This is a genomic window from Serratia sp. HNCC26DJ244, from assembly GCF_057180565.1.
This window is the reverse complement of record NZ_JBXUGO010000001.1, coordinates 186,370-200,772: the sequence shown is the minus strand read 5'-3', so window position 1 is coordinate 200,772 and position 14,403 is coordinate 186,370. Positions and strand designations below refer to the sequence as shown.

Below are 14,403 nucleotides of genomic sequence, written 5' to 3'. Positions count from 1 at the left end.
TCGAGCGCAGGGACGCGCGAGACGATCTTCTAGGGATAATAAGATGTTTTCAGCTGTCTTAAGTGTTATACCCAAAATAATTCGATTTGCTGGTAAGCAGCAAAACAGCGAGTCTCCAGCCATTGGCTTAATCAACATCATCCGGTCTGTTTATACTACAATACGTTAACAGTAGTGTATAAACACAGCCTCAAAAACCAGAAGTGAGATGAAAAATGATCAAACCATTGCACAAAATTTTACTGGCCTCCCTGTTTGGTTTACTGCTTGCAGGGTGCGACGACAATTCAACCCCTGAAGCGACAGAGGAGAAAGCCAGCACGCAGAACGAAAAAGCTCAAAGTGAGAACGGTACTCTTAAAGAGGCTGGCACTACCCAGGCACAAGAGTTGAAAGAAAAAGCAGACGCGTTAAAAGCGGATGCAGTTGAACACACACAAAGCCTGAAAGAAGATGCCCTGAAACACACACAAAGCCTGAAGGAAGATGCGCTGAAACATACGCAAAGCCTAAAGGAAGATGCCCTGAAACACACGCAAAGCCTAAAGGAAGAGGCGCTGAAACACACCGAAACGCTGAAAGGGGATGTCAGCAACCAGGCACAATCGTGGCTTGATTCAGCCAAAGAGCAGGTCGATGCCTTCAAAAATGGGGATAGTGGCGAAGCACCACAAACTGATGGTGCAAACGATGCTCCGGAAAAATCAGAGGCCCCGTAACCGGGGAGTATCCATTTATACCCAAGATAATTCGATTTGCTTGTAGGCGGCAAGTGATGGAATCCCCAGGAGCATAGCTAACTATGTGACTGGGGTGATAGAGCACAGCCAACACCCAAGCAATTTGAAGAATGACGGGTATAGGCGTCTACGGCATGTCGCTGTTCCACCTCATGCCCACCATTCCATCGGCTTAATGTAAACGGTATTAGGCGCGATTATTGAGTGAGCCGCACAAAAACAAACAGGTTACCCAGCGTTGGCTGGGTAACCTGTTTTTTTAATGTGAGAATATGAAAAGCTATAGAGACGCTTGAGAGTTACTTACGGCGCCAACTGGTACCTTGCGGCCCATCTTCCAGCACAATGTTCATCTCAATTAACCGATCGCGCGCGGCATCGGCCAACGCCCACTCTTTGGCAACACGAGCGTCGTTGCGTTGCTTGATCAGCCGCTCAATCTCCGCCACTTCGCTATCATCCACTTGTGCGCCACTTTGCAGAAACTGCTCAGGTTGCTGTTGCAACAGCCCTAACACCTGACCCAGTTGGCGCAATTCTGCTGCCAAACCGTTAGCTGCGGCCAGATCTTCCCCCTTCAAGCGGTTAACTTCACGGGCCAGATCAAACAGTGCTGAATAAGCTTCCGGGGTGTTGAAGTCATCGTCCATCGCTTCACAAAAACGGGCTCTGAAAGCCTCGCCGCCTGCCGGTGTTGCCTCGGCATCAGTACCACGCAAGGCGGTATACAGACGCTCCAGTGCTGCACGTGCCTGTTTCAGGTTCTCTTCGCTGTAGTTCAACTGGCTGCGGTAGTGACCCGACATCAGGAAGTAACGCACACTTTCCGCGTCGTAATGGGCTAGCACATCACGAATGGTAAAGAAGTTGTTCAATGACTTGGACATCTTCTCTTTGTCGATCATCACCATACCAGAGTGCATCCAGTAGTTGACGTAAGGGCCATCGTGCGCGCAGCTCGACTGGGCTATCTCGTTTTCATGGTGTGGGAACATCAGGTCTGAGCCGCCGCCATGAATATCGAAATGGGTACCCAGTTGTTTGCTGTTCATCGCCGAACACTCAATATGCCAGCCTGGGCGGCCTGCCCCCCAAGGGGATTCCCAGCTTGGTTCACCGGGCTTGGACATTTTCCACAGCACAAAATCCATCGGGTTGCGTTTTACATCGTCAATTTCTACCCGCGCTCCCGCTTGCAACTGATCCAGATCCTGGCGTGATAATTGACCATAATTCGGATCGCTGTCGATGGCGAACATCACATCACCATTGCTGGCCACATAAGCATGATCTCTTGCCAGCAGTTGCTGGGTAATTTCGATAATCTCACTGATATGATGAGTCGCACGCGGTTCAAGGTCTGGGCGTTCAATCAGCAAGGCGTCAAAATCAGCATGCATCTCTGCCAACATGCGCGCGGTGAGTTGGTCGCAGGTTTCACCGTTTTCTGCTGCACGGCGAATAATTTTGTCATCCACATCAGTTACGTTACGCACGTAATTCAGCGAAAACCCCAGATAACGCAGATAACGCGCCACCACATCGAATGCCACAAAGGTACGCCCGTGCCCAATATGGCACAGGTCATAAATGGTTACCCCACACACATACATGCCCACTTTACCGGCATGAATAGGCTTGAATTCCTCTTTTTGACGAGTCAGGGTATTAAAAATCTTTAGCATTGGGGTATTCCGTGGTGTGCGTGATTAATGAAGGTTAGTCCCAACCTATTGAAACCCGAAGGCTCCGCTATTGCAAGAGTCAGTATGACCAGAATCCGTACAAAAATGACCCCGCTCCTGCAAACTTAAGTGGCTACGGGGATAACAATTGGGGCCAGGTGCTTAATGTGCGGCCAATTGCTGGAAAAATTCAGGATTATCCCGAATGGTAGCCAACACCTTCGCCGCCAATCCGGTCGGATTACGCCGTTTGGCTTCCCAACTTTTTATAGTATCAATGCTGGTGCCCAGTGCATTGGCCATTTCCGCCTGAGAGACACTGAGCTGCGCTCTTATGGCACGGACATCGGCAATCTCATAACGGGTAACACGGGCCGGTGCTTTAACACCCTGCTTTATCTCTACCGCCTCTTGCAGAGAGGTTTTCAGGTCATCAAACAAGCTCATTTTACGCCTCATCTTTAAGCAATTTGGTTAATTTTCTCAGTTCGGCCTTTTCCGCATCAGTCAGATTCTCGTTGGTACTTTTCGGGTAAGCCATCACAAAATAAATAATTTCTTGAGTCGCCAGAAAATAAATCACTCTAGCACTACTACTTTCCCCCTGAAATCCGGTGGCCATTCTGACTTTTCGTAACCCGCCGGTTTGCTGTATTAATTCCCCTTTATTCGGGGATTCGATCAACGCCTTCTGAAGTTCCTTAAGCTCATCGTCAGTTGCAATCTGCTTTATCTGTCGGGTAAACATCGAGGTCTCGATAAACACCATTCCATGACTCACTGGATCTACTCCCTTTCAAGTACAGTGTACACCAAAAAGGAGTACACTGTACCTTCCAAATTGTGCGTTGCCAAAAAAGAGCGTTAACATTGCGTCACAGATCGATAATCTGCCAGGAATAACCGAGAGGCTCGGCTACTGACTGATTAAGCAAAATATGCTATAAAGCCGCCTTGATTGTTCACCATCCTTTCTTATGTGACATCTCACTTTATTTTGCTAGGACAAAAACTATGGTTACTTTCCACACTAATCACGGCGATATTGTTATCAACACCTTTGCCGACAAAGCGCCGGTTACCGTTGAAAACTTCCTGAACTACTGCCGTGAAGGCTTCTACAACAACACCATTTTCCATCGTGTGATCAATGGGTTTATGGTTCAGGGTGGTGGTTTTGAGCCAGGGATGCACCAAAAAGAGACTAAAGCCACGATCAAAAACGAAGCCAACAACGGTCTAAAAAACAACCGTGGTACCCTGGCGATGGCGCGGACTAATGACCCACACTCCGCATCAGCACAGTTTTTTATCAACTTAGTGGATAACGATTTCCTTAACTTCCGTGGCGAAAATTCCCAAGGCTGGGGCTACTGCGTGTTTGCCGAAGTGGCTGAAGGTATGGACGTGGTTGATAAGATCAAAGCGGTGAAAACCGGCCGTAGCGGTATGCATCAAGATGTCCCTGTTGAAGATGTCATCATCAACAGCGTGACTGTCACTGAGTAATCAGCGCAGCATGAGCACGCTGTTTATTGCTGATCTGCACCTCAGCACCCAGGAACCGGCAATCACTGCCGGTTTTCTGCGTTTTTTGCAGCGTGAAGCCATCCACGCCGACGCGCTCTATATTTTGGGCGATCTGTTCGAAGCCTGGATTGGTGATGATGATCCTGCTCCTTTGCACCAGGAAATCGCCACCGCATTGCAGGCCTTACATCAAGCTGGCGTACCTTGTTACTTTATTCACGGCAACCGCGATTTTCTGCTCGGAGAACGTTTTGCCAAGCAGAGTGGTTTAACTCTACTGCCAGAGCAACAAGTCATCGAGCTGTATGGTCGCCGCCTACTGATTATGCATGGTGATACCCTGTGTACCGATGACCAGGCGTATCAGGAATTCCGCCGTAAAGTACACCACACCTGGATTCAAAAGCTGTTTTTAGCACTACCACTGCGCTGGCGCCTGAAAATCGCCGCCAAAATGCGCGCCCACAGCCGACAAACCAATCAGCAAAAGTCTGTCGCCATTATGGATGTCAACCCACAAGCCGTTGAGCAAGCCATAAGTCACAACAAGGTGCAGTGGCTGATCCATGGGCATACTCATCGGCCAGCAGTACATTCGTTGGTGCTGGGCAGTGGTCAAGCCAACCGCGTGGTACTGGGTGCTTGGCATACTGAAGGTTCAATGGTGAAAGTCACACCAGAAGCGGTTGAGCTGATCACCTTTCCTTTTTGACCCGTCAACAAGAAAATATTCCCCCTTTATTCCCAAGTTCAATCATGATTGCAGGTAGGCGGCAATCGAATGAATCCCTAGGAGCATAGCCCACTATGTGACTAGGGTGAATAAGAGCAGTCAACACCGCTGCAACTTGATTGACGACGGGTATAGTCATGAACTTCACACACGCAACCGTTTTCCTCAGCCTATAGCCATGATATGCTTTACGCCCTTATCGGGCTACCAAGCCACCCTCAGCACCTTGACAGGAGCCATACCCCATGGGAGCCAACGCCTCTTCAGCCAATCATGCTGAAGTTAAAATCGCCATTGTAATGGGATCAAAAAGTGACTGGGCCACGATGCAAAACGCGGCCGACGTTCTTACCATGCTCAATGTTCCATTCCATGTTGAAGTCGTCTCTGCCCACCGCACGCCAGATAAACTGTTCAGCTTTGCCGAACAAGCCAGTGCCAATGGTTTTGAGGTGATCATCGCCGGTGCCGGTGGTGCAGCACACCTACCGGGTATGTTAGCGGCCAAAACCCTGGTTCCGGTGCTGGGTGTACCGGTACAAAGCGCGGCGTTGAGCGGTATTGATAGCCTCTATTCCATTGTGCAGATGCCGCGTGGTATTCCGGTGGGCACCCTGGCCATCGGTAAGGCGGGCGCAGCCAATGCTGGGTTACTGGCAGCACAAATCCTGGCACTGCATGATAGCGTGTTGGCGCAACGGTTGGCGGCCTGGCGTCAGGCTCAAACTGACGAGGTATTGAACCATCCCGACCCACGGGAGGAAGCATGAAGCCGGTTTGCGTACTGGGTAATGGCCAGCTTGGGCGCATGTTGCGCCAAGCTGGTGAACCGTTAGGCATTGCAGTTTATCCGGTAGGGCTAGATGCCGAACCAGAAGCAGTGCCCTATCACCATAGCGTGATCACCGCAGAAATCGAACGTTGGCCCGAGACCCCGTTGACCCGTGAGTTGGCGACCCACAGTAATTTCGTCAACCGTGATATTTTCCCGCGTTTGGCTGATCGCCTGACGCAGAAACAACTGCTCGACCAACTCCAGTTGGCGACCGCCCCTTGGCAATTACTGGCCAGCCCCAGTGAATGGCCCCAGGTGTTTGCCAGCTTAGGGGAGCTGGCTATCGTTAAACGCCGCGTGGGTGGCTATGATGGCCGTGGCCAGTGGCGTTTGCGCCCTGGGCAACAAGGGGAATTACCCGCAGAGGCTTATGGGGAATGTATTGTTGAGCAGGGGATTAACTTCTCTGGCGAAGTTTCGCTGGTGGGGGCCCGTGGTCATCAGGGTCAAACGGTGTTTTATCCGCTGACCCACAACCTGCATGAGGCAGGCATTCTGCGTACCAGTGTAGCGTTACCTCGCCCTAACCCGGCCTTGCAGCAGCAAGCTGAGCAGATGTTGGCGGCGATTCTTAACGAGCTGAACTATGTGGGTGTGATGGCGATGGAGTGCTTTATCGTCGGTGATCGCTTGTTGATCAACGAACTGGCTCCCCGCGTGCACAACAGTGGTCACTGGACACAAAATGGCGCGTCCATTAGTCAGTTTGAACTGCACTTGCGCGCCATCCTTAACTTACCGCTACCGAAACCGGTGGTGAATACCCCGTCAGTGATGGTGAACCTGATTGGTACCGCAGTTAATCCACAATGGTTGTCGCTACCGTTGGTAAACCTGCACTGGTATGACAAAGAGGTGCGTGACGGGCGCAAAGTCGGTCACCTGAACCTGAATGATCCTGAGCCCCAGGCGCTGCAACACACCTTACACGCCTTAGCCCCCCTGCTCCCCGCAGAATATCAAAGCGGTTTGGCCTGGGCGCAGCAGATTCTGACTCTGTGAGTTTATACTCCCAGTTTCAGCTTTCTTTGTGTGGCAATTTCCCGCAGCGATAATGGGCTTTCACCACTTGCCAGCCCGGCGATAACCGCCGGGCGAGCAGTTTCGTGATTTGCGTCCTGTTGTTCCAGCAATCGCAGAGCCGAGCGCATCACTTCATTCGCCGAGCCGTAACGGCCACTGTCTATCAATCGATTGATCAAAGCATCAAACTGTTCATCAAGTGTAACGCTTATTGTTTTCGCCATCATGCCCCCAGTATTAACAACCAATCAACGCAAGATCGAAATGCTTAAACTGAGGCATGGTGTTTACTAAAGATTCCAGCCCCCTTTTGCACTATTGCCGCCCGTTAGCTTCGGCTACCGGCACAGTTCACACTGTGCCGGATTGATTATTTAGCCAACGAAAGCTCGAGGATCACTCCTCATAGCCGCGGAACAGCGCCTTCCCGCGTAGTAAGCGCACACCTAACCAACCGCCGCAGAGGGAGAGCAACAACGCACTGAGTAGTGGCAATGCCCACCATAGAACCGGTGTTGGTGCCCAGGGGAAGTCAAATACCTTGGTCTGCAACAGCCACAGCGCTGCTTCCGCCCCCAGTGCGGCGGCAATACCGGCCACCAGCCCCAGTAAGGCGAACTCGCACCAGAGTGTGCCGCGAAGTAAGCGTTTGCTCGCCCCCAAGGTACGGTAGACCACCAGTTCTTGTCTGCGCTGGCGCATCCCCACCTGTACTTGTGCCATCAGCAACAGGCCACCACACACCACCACCAGCACCACCATCACTTCCAGTGCGCGGCTGACTTGCTGCAACACACCACCAATTTGGTGCAGAATGGCGCCAATATCCATCAGGCTCAAGGTGGGGAACTGGCGATTAAGTTGCGTCAGTAATTTGCCATCTCCCTGATAACGGAAGCTGGTCAGCCAGGTTTGTGGTTGCCCATCCAGCCCGCCCGGCGGGAAGATAAAGTAAAAATTCGGCTTCAGGCTTTCCCAATCCACCTGGCGCAAGCTGGTCACTTTAGCGCTAAATGCCTGGGTATCACCGCTGAAGGTTAACGTATCCCCCAGTTTGACCTTTAACCGCTCAGCCAGCCCTTGATCCATTGATACTTCACCCGGCTTTGGTGGCCAGCTACCGGCAGTAAGCGGGTTGTGGTCTGGCTGTGTGGCTTGCCAGGTGAGGTTGAGCTCGCGGTTGATGGCCTCCCAACCGGGGTCTTCCTCACGAACTCTGTCCGTTGCCAGTTGTTGGTTAATCTCAGTCAAACGCACCCGCACGATGGGGTAAAAAGCCTGCTCTGGCAGTTGGTGCTGCTGCAAGAAGGTTTTTACCTGTGGCACTTGCTCAGTGGTGATATTCATCAAGAAATAGTTGGGGCTACCCGGCGGTAATTGTTGTTGCCAACGGTCAAGCAAGTCACCCCGTAATACCAGCAACAAGGCCAACAGCATAAACGACAGCGAAAACGCCGCCAGTTGGCTGACTGTCACCCAAGGTTGATGCAACAGGCGATTCACCGCCAAGCGTAATGCCAAGTTTTTCAGCGTGATGCGCTGCAGCAGCAGTAGGCTACCCCAGCCAATCCCCCCCAAGAGCAGGGCCAACACCACGATGCCAGCCAAAATAGCCCACAGTAACTGGCTAGCCCCCATCAGTAGCGTCAGCGACAACACCACCACCAGCAGCGTAATCGGCAAGAAGTAACGCAGTGGCCAAACGTTGGCTACCACATCTCGGCGCAAAACACGCAGCGGTTGCGTCGCCAACAATTGCCGGTAGGGCCGCAGACCAACCAGTAACGAAATCATTACCAACGCGCCCAGCGCCCACAGCCATGGCCAGGCCCCGGCGGCGGGGAGTTTCCCCGGTAGCACCGGTGACAACAGCCGGATCAACAGCGTTTCAAAACCCAGGCCAATCAAGCTGCCACAGACCCCGGCCAACAGCAGCACCGCCAGCCACTGGCCAACGATCAGTTTGCTGAGTGCCTTGCGCCCTGCCCCAAGGGTTTTTAATACCGCAACCAGATCATAACGGCTGCGACAATAGTGGCTCATGGCCACCGCGACCGCTGCAACCGACAATAACAGCGTCAACAGTGCCGAAAGCAGCAAGAACTGTTGTGAGCGCTGCAACGATTTCCCCAGCGCACTGCCGGACTCTTCCAGCCCGTACCAACGCTGGGAAGGTTTCAATTGTGGTTCCAGGTACTGTTCAAAATGTTGAATATCTGCCGCTGAACCGGCAAACATATAGCGGTAAGTCAGGCGGCTACCGGGCTGCACCGCGCCGGTTTTATCCACATCCGCCAGGTTGATGATGATGGTAGGCGCGGTCCGGAAGGGGTTAAAACCGGCATCCGGCTCCTGAATGATTTCACCGGCAATGCGTAAGGTGGTATCCCCTACATCGAGATTATCGCCCACGTTCAGCCCCAACAACGCCAACAGACGCGGTGCCACCAACACGTTGCCCGGCTCCGCTTTAAGGTTATCCGGGCGGGTTTGCAGTTTGCCATACAGCGGATAGAGATTATCGGTCGCTTTGACATTCGCCAGTTGCGGGGTATCACCCGCATAAGTCATGGTGGTGAAAGACAACTGGCGGCTGACCTGCAACCCCTGCTGGCGGGCAGCCTGTAACCACGCCTCTGGTGCCGGACGCACGGTGCGCAATACCCGGTCACCCGCAAGATAATCACGGCTTTGCTGGCTTAACCCTTTATCCATACGGTCACTGATACTGCCCAGCGCCAACACACAGGCCACCGACAGCGTCAGGGCCAACCAGACAATTAGCAGTGCCGGTGAGCGCCACTCACGCCAGAACCAACGCCAGATCATGCTTCCTCCCACAATTTGCCATCAGACAAACGTAACCGCCGTTGGCAGCGTGCCGCCAAGGTTTCATCATGGGTCACCAGGATCAGGGTGGTGGCGTAGTCACGGTTGAGGGAGAACAGCAGATCGGCAATGCGCTCACCGGTTTGGCGATCCAGGTTGCCAGTGGGTTCATCAGCAAACAGCACTTTCGGGCGGCCACTGAAGGCACGAGCCAGTGCCACGCGCTGCTGTTCACCACCAGAAAGTTGCGCCGGCAAATGATGGAGGCGCTTACCCAGCCCTAGCTGTTGCAGCAGTTGAACTGCCTGTTCACGGCTTTGGCGGTCACTTTCACCCCGTAGCAGTGCGGGCAATTGCACGTTCTCCAAGGCATTCAGGGTGGGCACTAACATAAAAGATTGAAAAACAAAACCGACGGCTTTGGCCCTCAGCGCTGCGCGCCCTTCTTCATCCAGTTGGGGGAGCGACTGCCCCAATAACTGCACCTCCCCGGCGCTACCATCATCCAACCCGGCAAGGATCCCCAGCAAGGTTGATTTGCCGGAGCCGGACTCGCCAATCAAGGCAATTGTCTGCGCGGGTTTGACAACCAGCTCGACTCCGGTAAGGATGGTAAGCTGATTCTCACCCTGACCAACGTGTTTACTAAGATGATGGACTTCAAGAACGTTTTCCGCTGGCATCTTCCCTTCCTTTTGCTGTTGGGATTGTTCAGTTTACCCGCTACTGCCGCCAATACGCTGTTGATTTTGGGCGACAGTTTAAGTGCTGGCTATAATTTACCGCTGGCCGAAATATGGCCAACCCGGTTGGCGAATCAGTGGCAGAAACAACCTGGCCACCCGCAAGTGATCAATGCCAGTATCAGTGGTGATACCGCTGCTCAGGGGTTGGCACGCTTGCCTGCGCTGTTACAACAGCATCAACCTCGCTGGGTGTTGATCGAACTGGGGGCCAATGATGGCCTGCGTGGCTTCCCGGCCCCCGATATTCAACGGGATCTCGGCAAGATTATCACACAAGTACAACAGGCCGGGGCTAAACCCCTGTTGATGCAAATTCATATTCCGCCCAACTATGGCCGCCGCTACACCGAGTCATTCAGTGCCATCTACCCGGCGTTAGCCAAGCAGTTCAGCATTCCATTATTACCCTTTTTTATGGAACAGGTGGCGATAAAACCGCAATGGATGCAGGATGACGGATTACATCCTAATCAGGATGCCCAACCGTTTATCGCCAACTGGATGGCGCAACAGTTGGAACCATTAGTAAATCATGAGTCTCCCTAAATAGCGTTGTTAACTAGGTAAAGTTATGCAAAAAGCAGTCTTGATAACCGGTTGTTCCAGCGGGATTGGGTTGATTGCCGCACAAGATCTACATCGCCGTGGCTATCGCGTGCTGGCCGCCTGCCGCAAACCCCAGGACGTGGAAACAATGCGTGAACTTGGGCTGGAAGGCATTGAGCTTGATTTGGACGATAGCGCCAGCGTTGAGCGTGCGGCAGCACAAGTCATCGAGCTCACCCAGGGGCGGCTGTATGGCCTGTTCAACAATGCCGGGTTTGGGGTTTATGGCCCGCTGAGTTCCGTTTCACGCCAACAGTTGGAGCAGCAATTCTCGGCTAATCTGTTTGGCACTCATCAATTGACCCAATTGCTGTTGCCCGCCATGTTGCCTCACGGTGAAGGGCGTATCATTCAGACCAGTTCGGTGATGGGGTTGATCTCCAGTGCCGGCCGTGGTGCTTATGCCGCCAGCAAATTCGCCCTGGAAGCTTGGTCAGACGCGTTGCGTATGGAACTGCACGGCAGCGGCATTCAAGTGAGTCTGATTGAGCCGGGGCCACTGACTACCCACTTTACCCAGAATGTTAATCAAGTAAAAAGCGATAAACCGGTGCACAACCCGGGTATCGCCCGGTTTCTGACCTTGCCGCCCGAAGCAGTGCTACCAAAATTGCGCCATGCGTTGGAAAGCCGCCGAGCCAAGCTACGCTACCCGGTCACGTTGCTGACTTATGGCATCTCGATTTTACGCCGTCTGTTACCGGGGCGAGCGATGGATTGGGTTTTACGTAGTAATGGTTAATAGATTGATAGGGCAACGGTTGAAGCGCCGCCGTTTGCCCCCATTTACATAACTGTGCCTAATATCGAACCACTTTAAGTATCAGATGATGGGCATGATGCGGAACGCCGACATGCCGTGAACCCATCCGTGGGGGCTCGTATCGCGCATCCCTGCGCTCCACGGTCGGCTAACCTGCATCCTGCTCATCTGTAGCGCGATTAGGTGCCCCATTTAGCATAAAAATGGTACCACCAGATAAAATAGAGAGAACCTATGCTAGCTCAAGCTGTTGTCGTTGATATTAATGAAACCAATCTGCACCAAATGCTGGAGCAGTCAGTGTCCACGCCGGTGCTGTTCTATTTCTGGTCAGATCGCAGCCAGCACTGTCTGCAACTCACCCCAATACTGGATAAGCTGGCAGCGGAATATCCCGGCCAGTTTATTTTGGCTAAAGTCGACTGCGATGCAGAGCAGATGATCGCCTCGCAATTTGGGCTTCGCTCGATTCCAGCTGTCTATCTCTTCAAAGATGGGCAACCGGTGGATGGTTTTCAAGGGCCACAACCGGAAGAGGTGATTCGTGATTTCCTGCAGCCTTTCCTGCCAAAAGCGGAAGACCTCAAACTGACAGAAGCCACTCACCTGCTGGGGGAAGGCCTGGCAACAGAGGCTTTACCACTGTTGAAAGAGGCTTGGCAAATCAGTAACCAGCGCAGTGATATCGGCTTGCTGTTGGCAGAAACGCAAATTGCCCTCAACAAGGTGGAAGAGGCCAATAGCGTACTGGCGACTATTCCGCTACAAGATCGCGATACCCGTTATCAAGGGTTGGTGGCCGAAATTGAGCTGATGAAGCAGGCGGCTGACACACCAGAAATCCAGCAGTTGCAGCAGCAAGTGCAACAACAGCCGGAAAATGTCGAGCTGGCCGTGCAACTGGCTTTGCAATTGCATCAGGTTGGCCGTAATGAAGAGGCGTTGGATCTGCTTATGGGGCATTTGCAGAAAGATTTAGCGGCAGCCAATGGCAATGCTCGCAAAATGCTGATGGATATTCTGGCCGCGTTGGGAACCAGCGATGCGCTGGCTAGCAAGTACCGTCGGCGACTCTATTCGTTGCTGTACTAAATATTGTTGTACTAAATATTGTTGTACTAAACATTGCTGTACTAAACATTGCTGTACTAAACAAGGAACGCTTATGCTGCAACTTCACCAGTTTGCCTTAGTCAATGGCAAAAACATCAGCCCGTTCTGCTACAAAGTCGAGCTCTATTGCCAGTTGGCTGGCATTGCTTATCAAGCAGTGCCAGATATGCCGCAAAAGGCACCACTGGGGAAGTTGCCCTTTATTATCGATCAGGATAAAACCATCGCCGACAGTGGTGCGATCATCGATTATCTGAAAGCCACTTACGGCGACCCGTTGGATAGTTCACTGACCGAACAGCAACGCAGCCTAGGCCATTTACTGCGCCGAACCTGTGAAGAGAGCCTTTTCTTCACACTGACTTATTCGCGCTGGGTGGATGACGTTTACTGGCCAATAGTGAAAAATCTGTTGTTCGCCAGACTCCCCCCTATTGTGCGCCATATTGTGCCCTACATGGTGCGGCGCAGTATTCGTAAAGCACTCTGGGGCCAAGGTTATGGCCGCCATAGTAAAGAAGCTATTTATGCCTTGGGGGCTGCGGATCTGGCCGCCATCGCCGCCTGTCTAACGCAAACGCAGTTTGCTGTCAGTGATATCCCAACCTCTTTTGATGCGATGTTGTACGCTTTTATCGACAATATTGTTACCAGTCGCCTCGATAGCCCGCTAAAAACTAGCGCGCTGCAGCACCCGTCACTAATGCAATATCATGCCAATATGCAGCAGTTACTGGCGACCAAGCGTGAACAACATTAATGCCGTTACCAATAACGCAAGAGGGCTGGGTTAACCCGGCCCTCTATTTTATGCTACCCATCTATCGCAATGGGTTATTTACGGCGTAATAGAGGTGCCGGCAGTCCCTATCAGCACTGACTCAATATCTTTCAAGGCACCAATATGAGCAACTTTGCCACTGCGTTGCACAAAGCGGCTGACTGCCATGATCTTTGGCCCCATGGCGCCATCCGCTACGGCGAGCGGTGCCAATTCCTGGATAGTGGCGGAACGAATCGCTTGTTGCTGTGGGCTCCCCCAATGCCGATAAACTGCATCCGCATCGGTGAGGATCAGCAGGTGGTCTGCGGCCAGTTCTTCCGCCAACAGCGCCGAGGCCAGATCCTTATCAATCACCGCCTCGCTACCGCTCAGGCCATGCTCAGCTTCCACCATAGGAATGCCGCCACCACCACTACAGACCACAATGTGGTTTTGGGCCAATAGTAATTTAATCGCGGCTATATCAATAATTTTTTTAGGCTCAGGTGAAGGAACCACGCGGCGCAGATATTTCCCGTCCAACTTCATGCTCCAGCCATATTGCTGCTCCAGCTCACGCTGTTGCTGAGGCTGATACACTGGCCCGATAAATTTGCTGGGCTGCTGGAATGCGGGATCCTGGCTATCCACCAATACCCGTGTCAATAATGTAGACACCGGTTGGTCAGGATGAAACGCGCCTAATTGTTGTGCCAGCATATAGCCAATCATCCCCTGGCTTTCAGCCACCAGAATATCCAGGGGATAAGGGGGCACATCACGATAAGCGAGGTTTTGTAATGCCAATAGACCCACTTGCGGGCCGTTACCGTGCACAATAGCAATACGATATTTCTTTGCCAGCTTGCCAATAACATCAGCAATTAATGCAATGCTCTGGTACTGGTTCTCTGCGGATAATACCGCTCCGCGCTGTAATAGGGCATTGCCCCCTAAAGCAATGACTAATGTTTCCATGTCAACACCTATTTTTTAGTAAAATATAGCCATCGTGATTAAAACTGCATCACGGGGTA

General features: G+C 52.3%; 16 protein-coding genes. 9 read left to right on the top strand and 7 right to left on the bottom strand.

Translation table 11 applies throughout. The features are described 5' to 3' along the window. Nucleotides 1-215 precede the first annotated feature (215 nt). Nucleotides 216-719, top strand: a complete 504-nt coding sequence (locus AC2A06_RS00905; protein WP_484379061.1) for a hypothetical protein — start codon at nucleotides 216-218, stop codon at nucleotides 717-719. 320 nt (nucleotides 720-1,039) lie between these two features. Here the strand turns inward: AC2A06_RS00905 and cysS are convergent, their stop codons facing one another. From cysS to AC2A06_RS00890, 3 genes are all read right to left on the bottom strand, one after another. Then, nucleotides 1,040-2,425, bottom strand: coding sequence for a cysteine--tRNA ligase (gene cysS, locus AC2A06_RS00900; protein WP_484379060.1), 1,386 nt, complete (start codon nucleotides 2,423-2,425; stop codon nucleotides 1,040-1,042). A gap of 162 nt (nucleotides 2,426-2,587) precedes the next feature. Then, nucleotides 2,588-2,872, bottom strand: a complete 285-nt coding sequence (gene nadS, locus AC2A06_RS00895; protein WP_484379059.1) for a NadS family protein — start codon at nucleotides 2,870-2,872, stop codon at nucleotides 2,588-2,590. Between the two features lies 1 nt (nucleotide 2,873). Then, nucleotides 2,874-3,206: a type II toxin-antitoxin system RelE/ParE family toxin gene (locus AC2A06_RS00890; protein ID WP_484379058.1), complete on the bottom strand. Its 333-nt coding sequence runs from the start codon at nucleotides 3,204-3,206 to the stop codon at nucleotides 2,874-2,876. Between the two features lie 233 nt (nucleotides 3,207-3,439). Here AC2A06_RS00890 and ppiB point away from each other — a divergent pair, with 233 nt between their 5' ends. The 4 genes from ppiB to purK all read left to right on the top strand — a co-directional run bounded on the left by ppiB (nucleotide 3,440) and on the right by purK (nucleotide 6,525). Continuing rightward, nucleotides 3,440-3,934, top strand: a complete 495-nt coding sequence (ppiB, locus tag AC2A06_RS00885; protein ID WP_484379057.1) for a peptidylprolyl isomerase B — start codon at nucleotides 3,440-3,442, stop codon at nucleotides 3,932-3,934. A gap of 10 nt (nucleotides 3,935-3,944) precedes the next feature. Beyond that, nucleotides 3,945-4,667, top strand: a complete 723-nt coding sequence (locus AC2A06_RS00880) for a UDP-2,3-diacylglucosamine diphosphatase (RefSeq protein ID WP_484379056.1) — start codon at nucleotides 3,945-3,947, stop codon at nucleotides 4,665-4,667. A gap of 266 nt (nucleotides 4,668-4,933) precedes the next feature. Further along, nucleotides 4,934-5,458 carry a 5-(carboxyamino)imidazole ribonucleotide mutase gene (gene purE, locus AC2A06_RS00875; protein WP_484379055.1) on the top strand — a complete coding sequence of 175 codons (525 nt, stop codon included), beginning with the start codon at nucleotides 4,934-4,936 and terminating at the stop codon, nucleotides 5,456-5,458. Then, complete coding sequence (gene purK / locus AC2A06_RS00870; protein ID WP_484379054.1) at nucleotides 5,455-6,525, top strand: 5-(carboxyamino)imidazole ribonucleotide synthase; 1,071 nt, start codon at nucleotides 5,455-5,457, stop codon at nucleotides 6,523-6,525. The genes purE and purK overlap by 4 nt, the downstream gene beginning before the upstream one ends. A 2-nt stretch (nucleotides 6,526-6,527) precedes the next feature. On the opposite strand, the gene AC2A06_RS00865 is transcribed toward purK, so the two are convergent. The 3 genes from AC2A06_RS00865 to ybbA form a co-directional block, all read right to left on the bottom strand. Continuing rightward, nucleotides 6,528-6,770: a type II toxin-antitoxin system ParD family antitoxin gene (locus AC2A06_RS00865; RefSeq protein ID WP_484379053.1), complete on the bottom strand. Its 243-nt coding sequence runs from the start codon at nucleotides 6,768-6,770 to the stop codon at nucleotides 6,528-6,530. 172 nt (nucleotides 6,771-6,942) lie between these two features. Continuing rightward, on the bottom strand, nucleotides 6,943-9,375 hold the full coding sequence (gene ybbP / locus AC2A06_RS00860; RefSeq protein ID WP_484379052.1) for a putative ABC transporter permease subunit YbbP: 2,433 nt from the start codon (nucleotides 9,373-9,375) through the stop codon (nucleotides 6,943-6,945). Beyond that, nucleotides 9,372-10,058 carry a putative ABC transporter ATP-binding protein YbbA gene (gene ybbA / locus AC2A06_RS00855; RefSeq protein WP_484379051.1) on the bottom strand — a complete coding sequence of 229 codons (687 nt, stop codon included), beginning with the start codon at nucleotides 10,056-10,058 and terminating at the stop codon, nucleotides 9,372-9,374. The genes ybbP and ybbA overlap by 4 nt, the downstream gene beginning before the upstream one ends. On the opposite strand from ybbA, the gene tesA reads away from it, so the two are divergent. From tesA to AC2A06_RS00835, 4 genes are all read left to right on the top strand, one after another. After that, nucleotides 10,029-10,667: a multifunctional acyl-CoA thioesterase I/protease I/lysophospholipase L1 gene (gene tesA, locus AC2A06_RS00850; RefSeq protein WP_200874146.1), complete on the top strand. Its 639-nt coding sequence runs from the start codon at nucleotides 10,029-10,031 to the stop codon at nucleotides 10,665-10,667. The genes ybbA and tesA overlap by 30 nt on opposite strands. 25 nt (nucleotides 10,668-10,692) lie before the next feature. Next, entirely contained in the window at nucleotides 10,693-11,469 is a 777-nt protein-coding gene (locus tag AC2A06_RS00845) for an SDR family oxidoreductase (protein WP_023492376.1), read from the top strand. A gap of 255 nt (nucleotides 11,470-11,724) precedes the next feature. Next, nucleotides 11,725-12,582: a co-chaperone YbbN gene (locus AC2A06_RS00840; RefSeq protein ID WP_484379050.1), complete on the top strand. Its 858-nt coding sequence runs from the start codon at nucleotides 11,725-11,727 to the stop codon at nucleotides 12,580-12,582. 73 nt (nucleotides 12,583-12,655) lie between these two features. Further along, nucleotides 12,656-13,363: a glutathione S-transferase family protein gene (locus AC2A06_RS00835; RefSeq protein ID WP_484379049.1), complete on the top strand. Its 708-nt coding sequence runs from the start codon at nucleotides 12,656-12,658 to the stop codon at nucleotides 13,361-13,363. 78 nt (nucleotides 13,364-13,441) lie between these two features. Here AC2A06_RS00835 and AC2A06_RS00830 read toward each other — a convergent pair whose 3' ends face one another. Continuing rightward, nucleotides 13,442-14,344 carry a carbamate kinase gene (locus tag AC2A06_RS00830; RefSeq protein ID WP_473195852.1) on the bottom strand — a complete coding sequence of 301 codons (903 nt, stop codon included), beginning with the start codon at nucleotides 14,342-14,344 and terminating at the stop codon, nucleotides 13,442-13,444. Between the last annotated feature and the right edge of the window lie 59 nt (nucleotides 14,345-14,403).

What these genes read in the sequence shown, in the direction of transcription:
- AC2A06_RS00835 (WP_484379049.1), top strand. Translation starts at nt 12,656, where the DNA reads ATGCTGCAACTTCACCAGTTTGCCTTAGTCAATGGCAAAAACATCAGC.
- purE (WP_484379055.1), top strand. Translation starts at nt 4,934, where the DNA reads ATGGGAGCCAACGCCTCTTCAGCCAATCATGCTGAAGTTAAAATCGCC.
- AC2A06_RS00840 (WP_484379050.1), top strand. Translation starts at nt 11,725, where the DNA reads ATGCTAGCTCAAGCTGTTGTCGTTGATATTAATGAAACCAATCTGCAC.
- ppiB (WP_484379057.1), top strand. Translation starts at nt 3,440, where the DNA reads ATGGTTACTTTCCACACTAATCACGGCGATATTGTTATCAACACCTTT.
- purK (WP_484379054.1), top strand. Translation starts at nt 5,455, where the DNA reads ATGAAGCCGGTTTGCGTACTGGGTAATGGCCAGCTTGGGCGCATGTTG.
- AC2A06_RS00865 (WP_484379053.1), bottom strand. Translation starts at nt 6,770, where the DNA reads ATGGCGAAAACAATAAGCGTTACACTTGATGAACAGTTTGATGCTTTG.
- nadS (WP_484379059.1), bottom strand. Translation starts at nt 2,872, where the DNA reads ATGAGCTTGTTTGATGACCTGAAAACCTCTCTGCAAGAGGCGGTAGAG.
- tesA (WP_200874146.1), top strand. Translation starts at nt 10,029, where the DNA reads ATGGACTTCAAGAACGTTTTCCGCTGGCATCTTCCCTTCCTTTTGCTG.
- ybbP (WP_484379052.1), bottom strand. Translation starts at nt 9,375, where the DNA reads ATGATCTGGCGTTGGTTCTGGCGTGAGTGGCGCTCACCGGCACTGCTA.
- AC2A06_RS00880 (WP_484379056.1), top strand. Translation starts at nt 3,945, where the DNA reads ATGAGCACGCTGTTTATTGCTGATCTGCACCTCAGCACCCAGGAACCG.
- cysS (WP_484379060.1), bottom strand. Translation starts at nt 2,425, where the DNA reads ATGCTAAAGATTTTTAATACCCTGACTCGTCAAAAAGAGGAATTCAAG.
- ybbA (WP_484379051.1), bottom strand. Translation starts at nt 10,058, where the DNA reads ATGCCAGCGGAAAACGTTCTTGAAGTCCATCATCTTAGTAAACACGTT.
- AC2A06_RS00905 (WP_484379061.1), top strand. Translation starts at nt 216, where the DNA reads ATGATCAAACCATTGCACAAAATTTTACTGGCCTCCCTGTTTGGTTTA.
- AC2A06_RS00830 (WP_473195852.1), bottom strand. Translation starts at nt 14,344, where the DNA reads ATGGAAACATTAGTCATTGCTTTAGGGGGCAATGCCCTATTACAGCGC.
- AC2A06_RS00845 (WP_023492376.1), top strand. Translation starts at nt 10,693, where the DNA reads ATGCAAAAAGCAGTCTTGATAACCGGTTGTTCCAGCGGGATTGGGTTG.